Source organism: Peribacillus sp. P4_B1 (assembly GCF_056402395.1).
Genome location: NZ_JBFUHM010000103.1, coordinates 1 through 6,328, shown reverse-complemented (window position 1 = coordinate 6,328; position 6,328 = coordinate 1). Strand labels below are relative to the sequence as shown.

The following is a 6,328-nucleotide window of genomic DNA, read 5'->3' as shown; positions in this document are numbered from 1 at the left end:
TTCTTTGAACAAACTAATATACTGTTCCTCTTCTTTAATTAAATTAATGTTAGAAATTGTAGTGGCATCTTTCATCGTACAAACTAAGCTAACAAACTCCCTTATATTCCTTGCTACAATTTTTATAGGTGCATCAAAATCCATTGGACTGATACATACAATAAACGCATTCTCCAAATCAGATACCATTCCAAAATCGGTTAGGAAGCCATAATGAATGCCGTCACAACCAATATTTGCAAACGGAATGACATCGTAGGGAGTCATTTCATAATGTGAGAATTCTACTTGTAAACAAAGGCTTAAATCACCTAATGAGTAACCTTCTTTTTCAATAACCTCCTCTAAATTCTGGAGCATTTCAAAGGTTGGCGGCATTTTCATGTACTTTCCAAGATAACTCATACTTTTCTCCTCTAATTTTGCGCCTTGAGATAATTTAAGGATAGCCCACACACTAGAATTTTACAATTATTGCTATCAGATGGTATAGTTCTCCTAAAAAGCAACAAAAATTATTGAACAATTCTAATCTGAAAAATGACTTCCGCCATAGCAAGTTGCTCTTTTATCGTAAAATTCTTTTACGGTGGCTGTTATTAACATTATTAAACTCACAATGGTTTTACTTGAATTTTTAGGAAAGGTAGTTCAAGATTGGAAGGTGGTTAAATTAATGAACTTTTAAACTATTTTTATGGGGAGAAAAAATGGATAAATTAAGAAATCGTTTGTATTTAAATATGTTTTTTGGAACTATTGGTATAGTTCTAATCGGTGTAGGTGCTTTGAAGTATCAAGTTGTATTTGAAGTATCAAGTTGTAATGGATGATTTTGAAGGACATATCATTGCCTATACTGGTTTTTTATTTACTACCGGTTACATAAATTACTTAGAAAAAAAAGCTGGAATAAGCAATAAAGTAATTTGGATTAAAGCGGGCATCTCTATTGCTCTATTWTTAATTATTTCTTTTACTTTACATATCTTATCCTTTTAACAGGGTGCATAACGACTATTAAGGTTGTAGAGGAACGTTTAGCATTTGTCAGTTCAAAGAGTTTCCTATAAATGGAATCTGAGAAAAATCATCCGTAAAGGAAAACAACGATAATTGAACATCATCAAAAATATGCTTTTAAAAATACTCTGCTAAAGTGTGTTGTTAGGTATGTTAGTTAAACAAAGAGAGATATAATATGAATTAAAATTCATGAAAAAAGGAGATAGTTTATGGGGATCGCTAATTTTTCTAATTTTACGCACTTTAAGGACTTAATTAATGCTTTACCTGCTGCCTATACAGATGAAATGATACAAAGCGAGCAATTTTTGCTTGAAAGAGATGAAAAGAAAAAACTCGAAATTTATTACGCACCTTTCGAATATGTAAATGAACTGGCCAAAGTGGTAATTGTCGGAATCACTCCTGGTTTACATCAAATGAAAAAATCGTATTCTACCGTAATTAAATTAGAGGACATACATAGCGATGAAGAGATCCTACACGAAGTAAAAAAGAATTCCAGCTTTGAAGGATCGATGAGAAAAAATTTGATTCAAATGTTAGATGAGCTTGGGTTACACATATACTTAGGCATATCGTCCACTCTGGACCTTTTTAAAGAAGCTAGTCACATCGTTCATACCACCTCTGTTTTAACCTATCCTGTCTTTTATAACGGGAAAAATTACAACGGAACAACTCCGGACATATTAAAGACCGAGTTGCTTAAAAAAAATATAATGGAAGGCTTTGCTACCGAAATAGGTGCCATCGATCGCCCGCTCATTATTCCTTTAGGCGTTAATGTTTCCAAGGTATTAAACTATTTATCGGGTCAAGATTATTTAGATTCAAACAACATACTTCTAGGGTTTCCTCATCCATCTGGAGGAAATGGTCATCGACATAAGCAATTTGCAGAAAATAAAGAGCAAATGCAAATAATGTTACATCATTATTTTTCGAAATAAATGAGATAAAAAGGTAATGCACTCTTTCCTATCTTGATACAGAAAAGTTCAATGGATATATAACTGTATTGAATACAATTAAAGTAACTACCACCTTTTACAGTATGTATTGGTGATGATGGTTATTTGTGGCTTCAACAATTTCCTTTAGAGAAAAACCATACTGTAACAACGATGTTTATTGCAAATGAAAGGAACTGTTTTAAAAAAAACTGACCTAGGCAAGTTCCAGGGTCAGTTGAGTGTAGGTATAAAATTTATATTAAAATCGCACCTCTTACATCATAATTTTCTAAATCGATATCCATTTTTCTGTCAAGTGCGAGGTTTGCCAATTGGGAGCCAATATAGGGGCCCATTGTTAAACCAGATGCTCCAAGACCATTGGCAACGATTATTCCTTCCCAATCTGGCAAAGGACCAATAACCGGAAGGAATCCAGGTGTGAATGGACGAAAGCCCACCCTCGCTTCAACAAAAGTACTGTCTGTCAAGCCGGGAGCGGTATTTAATGCTTTATTGAAAACTTCCTGCAATCCTCCTGCGGTCATTCGGTTATCGAAAACTTCCGTATTTTCATGAGTCGCCCCAGCGACGATTTTATTATTATCGAAAGCCAAAAGATATTGATCACTTGGAGGCATGACCACAGGCCAGTTATTCGTATTTGCATTTGGTATTTTCAGATGAATGATTTGGGCCTTTTGAAAGCTGACTTGAAAATTCACACCCAAAGGTTTCAGTAATTCTGGTGCCCATGCTCCAGCACAAACAATCGTTTTATGAGCAGGTATGAATTCATCTTCAACCATTACACCTGTCACTTGTGCACCATTATATTTAAGTATAGCCTCACCGTACATTAGTTTCGCACCGTTTTTTTGTGATGCCCGCAATAAGGAATCACGTAGCGCACGACCATCGACCCGAGCTGCACCACTCACGTGCACTGCTGCATATTCACTGGAAAGTGGCGGGAATAAGGCACTTGTTTCCTCTGGAGTAAGGAATGTAATCGTCCCGATCTCAGGTGCATCTTCTTTCCGTTTTGCTGCTCGGTTCTTCATGGCAATCAGTTTTTCTTTATCTGTATGTAAACTTATGGCCCCAACTTGGGCATAACCAGTCTCAGTTTCCCCATCCCGTTCAAGTTCTTCAATTAACCCGGGATAAAAAGCCGCTCCATTTTTAGCAAGGAGATACCAAGCTTTATTACGCCTTTGGGATATCCATGGGCATACGATTCCTGCAGCTGCAGATGTTGCCTGTCCTTCATCTTGGCGGTCGATAATGATCACTTCAGCCCCATTTTTAGCCAGCTGATAGGCAGTGGAAGCTCCTAAAATCCCCGCTCCAACTACAATGATTTTTTGCATATTTAACATCCCATTTCTCTCGTATGTATAACACCTACCAATACTATATCGAAGTCACGAAACGATTGCCACTACCGATATTGTAATTTAATTCTCAAAGTTATTTTATCTGCAGTGAATATGCTATGATTGAAATTGCGAAAGCTTGAAAAGATACTAGGAGGACATAACATGTTAAAAAAACAAATGGAATCATACATATCAAAATCCATAATCGAAAACAAAGTTGAGTTGTTTAAAGAAGAAAGGGATTATGTTGAAAAGCATAAATTAATCGCTGATGATATCACTATAGTGGAAAAAGAAAATACATCCAGATTTACAGATGCATATATCGAGCGCAGTAATAAAGAGAGTGAAGAATTGATTTCTGAAGAGAACTCTGCATTTTTATCACAATCGATCGAGTATTTGAAAAATAATAAAGAAGAATTCCTTTACTTTGAATCCAAATGGTTCGGATTAATCGGTGTTGAGGCACTTTCATTGGAAATGGATGATGTTTTCGGTACTTATAACGCGATGTTCGGATTGAAATTCCAGAAAAAAATGGGTGAAGCTTTAAAAACGTATTTAACAAAGGAACTTCAAGAAGGCATTGGATCATTCAGCTTGATGTTTAACCAGGGCGATGGTCTATGGGATGTGAATTTTGCCTTGGATAATTTAAATGGGTTTCGAGAAGACCTATCATTAGAAGAAACTTTTAATTTAATCTATCATTTTCTTTTTATCCTTGTTGAAACGATCGAGGAAGATATGTAAAAAACGAGGTACCGCCATCAATTTGATGGCGGTTTTTTTAAGTTTAGAGCTTTATTTCCATACCTCTAGACATGGTTTAAGGCCCCTTTAGTTTAGGTGAACTTTTAAGAATTCAGCAAATTAATTCTAATGATATAACTTAACACTTTTTTTCACAGTGGAAAAAACAGGGTCTGCACTCGATGCGGAACGCAGCCTATTTATGTTTTGAGTTCATTTGCTTCGGTTAGAATCTCAACTTATTATGAATTTGAGAAACAGCGAAAAGAGCCTCTTTTCTCGAAGGACGGCCTCATGTTTGTTTCCTTTTCGAATAATATATCCCTCAAAGTCCATTCCAATAATATTAAAGATACAGTTAAACTGCTGAAATATGGGCAGTCACCAGTTTAAACAATATGCTGACAAGATGATCAGACTAAGTCAAAAAGCAATTATGGGGGCAAATGGAGAAGAAGAGCTAACTGGTACACTTACAATAGGAGCACAGGAGAGCCGGTGTACCTATCGATTACTACCAAATTCATAAAGAGTTCAAGGCTGAATTTCCAAATGTTTAGCTTGTCTTTAAGCCTGAACATTCTGACGAAAAGGTGAGAAAACAGATAATTGAAGAATTATTAGTTGTCGCTTATTGACGAAGTAAGTCAGAGAATTCATAAAGTATAGAGCAACTTATCAAGGAAGAGTTAAAAATAATTACCTCACCAAACAAACCAAAATCAGAGTTTTCACCATTTGATCTTAAGCATGATTCACTTTTGCTTACAGAGAAGTGCTGTCATCTAGTAATTAAACTGTAATTTCTTTACCAACAGCTTGTAGCCAATACCTATGACCTTCACTAGATAAAAGTTTTGGATGAATTCGAGCGAAATCATCTTTTTCATATTGAGCTCCCCAATATTAATGTTGTATCAATAAGCCTGCTCTATCAACCATTTGGAGAATTGTAGTAATTTAAGTTTGTCATAGGTTGCTTCTGTTTAGAGCAGGCAGCTATCAACAATCATTTTGCTTACCGACGCATATATCATTTCGATGCCTGATGCAATCATGGAATTGAAACCAACTCAAATAATGGTCTAGGAATTTTGTCGCCACACCATTGAACCGATTTATCCAACAGCCCTTTAGCAGAATAGCTAAAAAAATATAAATATGTCATACTAATTTTCGTATAGATTGAACGATGATTAAAATATTTTCGAAGATTATAATTAACCTAATATAAAAAAAATTCAAAGGAGACCTGAGCATGAAAATTGTTATTGCACCAGATTCCTATAAAGGGAGTTTGTCAGCATTAGAAGCTTCGGAAGCAATCGAGCGAGGGGTCAGGAAGGCGCTGCCGGATGCCGAGACTGAACTGGTTCCTGCAGCGGATGGCGGTGAAGGTACGATGGATAGCCTTGTGGCAGCTACAAATGGGCGAAAAGTTGAAGTGACCGTTAAAGGGCCTTTACTTGAAGACGTACAGGCAGCATATGGAATTTTGGGTGATCAGGAAACATGTGTGATTGAAATGGCCAGTGCATCCGGTTTATGTCTAATCGATCCAGATGAGTTAAACCCATTGATAACAACTACATACGGGACAGGGGAGCTCATTCAAAAAGCATTGAATGATGGATGTCGAAAGTTCATTTTAGCGATTGGCGGAAGCGCTACCAATGATGCCGGAGTTGGAATGCTTCAGGCTTTGGGAATGAAGGTGTTTGATGATGAGGGGAGTCCTTTGGGATTAGGGGGTGCCGAATTATCGCGTGTATCTGAAATAAATACGAAGGCTTTTGATCCAAGAATTGCAGATTCCGAGTTTTTGATTGCTTCGGATGTTCAAAATCCGTTAGTCGGACCGGATGGGGCATCAAGTGTATTCGGACCCCAAAAAGGGGCCACCCCTGCCATGATTGAAATGCTTGATAAAGCTTTATCAACATGGGCTGATTTGGTGGAAATCAAGACAGGCATTCACTTGCATGATAAAGCTGGTGCTGGTGCTGCCGGTGGAATTGGAAGTGCATTTCAAGCCTTTTTCCATGCGGAAACGAAAAGGGGCGTCGATATTGTTATGGAATATACGAAACTGGGTGAAAAACTTTACGATGCTGATTGTGTCTTTACCGGTGAGGGCCAAATCGATTACCAAACAGCTTCAGGTAAAACACCAATGGGAGTTGCACAAGAAGCGAAGAAGCATGATAT

The 6,328-nt window shown here is 37.0% G+C and carries 5 protein-coding genes and 2 pseudogenes; 4 read left to right on the top strand and 3 right to left on the bottom strand.

Going from position 1 to position 6,328, the window contains the following annotated elements:
* A pseudogene (locus AC1DVK_RS26205) lies at positions 1-405 on the bottom strand (hypothetical protein); the annotation flags it as partial.
* Positions 406-710: 305 nt separating this feature from the next.
* Between AC1DVK_RS26205 and AC1DVK_RS26200 the strand changes: the two are divergent.
* The gene (locus AC1DVK_RS26200; protein WP_477627752.1) at positions 711-833 is read left to right on the top strand and encodes a hypothetical protein; all 123 of its coding nucleotides are present in this window, start codon (positions 711-713) and stop codon (positions 831-833) included.
* A 402-nt stretch (positions 834-1,235) separates the two neighbouring features.
* A complete protein-coding gene (locus tag AC1DVK_RS26195; RefSeq protein WP_477627751.1) occupies positions 1,236-1,979 on the top strand; it encodes a hypothetical protein in 744 nt (247 codons plus the stop codon).
* Between the two features lie 257 nt (positions 1,980-2,236).
* Here the strand turns inward: AC1DVK_RS26195 and AC1DVK_RS26190 are convergent, their stop codons facing one another.
* Positions 2,237-3,355: an NAD(P)/FAD-dependent oxidoreductase gene (locus tag AC1DVK_RS26190; protein WP_410862174.1), complete on the bottom strand. Its 1,119-nt coding sequence runs from the start codon at positions 3,353-3,355 to the stop codon at positions 2,237-2,239.
* 171 nt (positions 3,356-3,526) lie between these two features.
* Here AC1DVK_RS26190 and AC1DVK_RS26185 point away from each other — a divergent pair, with 171 nt between their 5' ends.
* Positions 3,527-4,120 carry a branched-chain amino acid aminotransferase gene (locus tag AC1DVK_RS26185; RefSeq protein WP_477627750.1) on the top strand — a complete coding sequence of 198 codons (594 nt, stop codon included), beginning with the start codon at positions 3,527-3,529 and terminating at the stop codon, positions 4,118-4,120.
* A gap of 986 nt (positions 4,121-5,106) precedes the next feature.
* Here the strand turns inward: AC1DVK_RS26185 and AC1DVK_RS26180 are convergent.
* Positions 5,107-5,257: pseudogene (locus AC1DVK_RS26180) on the bottom strand (IS1595 family transposase); the annotation flags it as partial.
* A 121-nt stretch (positions 5,258-5,378) separates the two neighbouring features.
* Between AC1DVK_RS26180 and AC1DVK_RS26175 the strand changes: the two are divergent.
* A partial coding sequence (locus tag AC1DVK_RS26175; RefSeq protein ID WP_477627749.1) for a glycerate kinase occupies positions 5,379-6,328 on the top strand: 950 nt, incomplete at its 3' end.

Bases quoted from the DNA above. Each gene is read 5' to 3' on its own strand.
- AC1DVK_RS26190 (WP_410862174.1), bottom strand. From the start codon at position 3,355: ATGCAAAAAATCATTGTAGTTGGAGCGGGGATTTTAGGAGCTTCCACT.
- AC1DVK_RS26200 (WP_477627752.1), top strand. From the start codon at position 711: ATGGATAAATTAAGAAATCGTTTGTATTTAAATATGTTTTTTGGAACT.
- AC1DVK_RS26185 (WP_477627750.1), top strand. From the start codon at position 3,527: ATGTTAAAAAAACAAATGGAATCATACATATCAAAATCCATAATCGAA.
- AC1DVK_RS26195 (WP_477627751.1), top strand. From the start codon at position 1,236: ATGGGGATCGCTAATTTTTCTAATTTTACGCACTTTAAGGACTTAATT.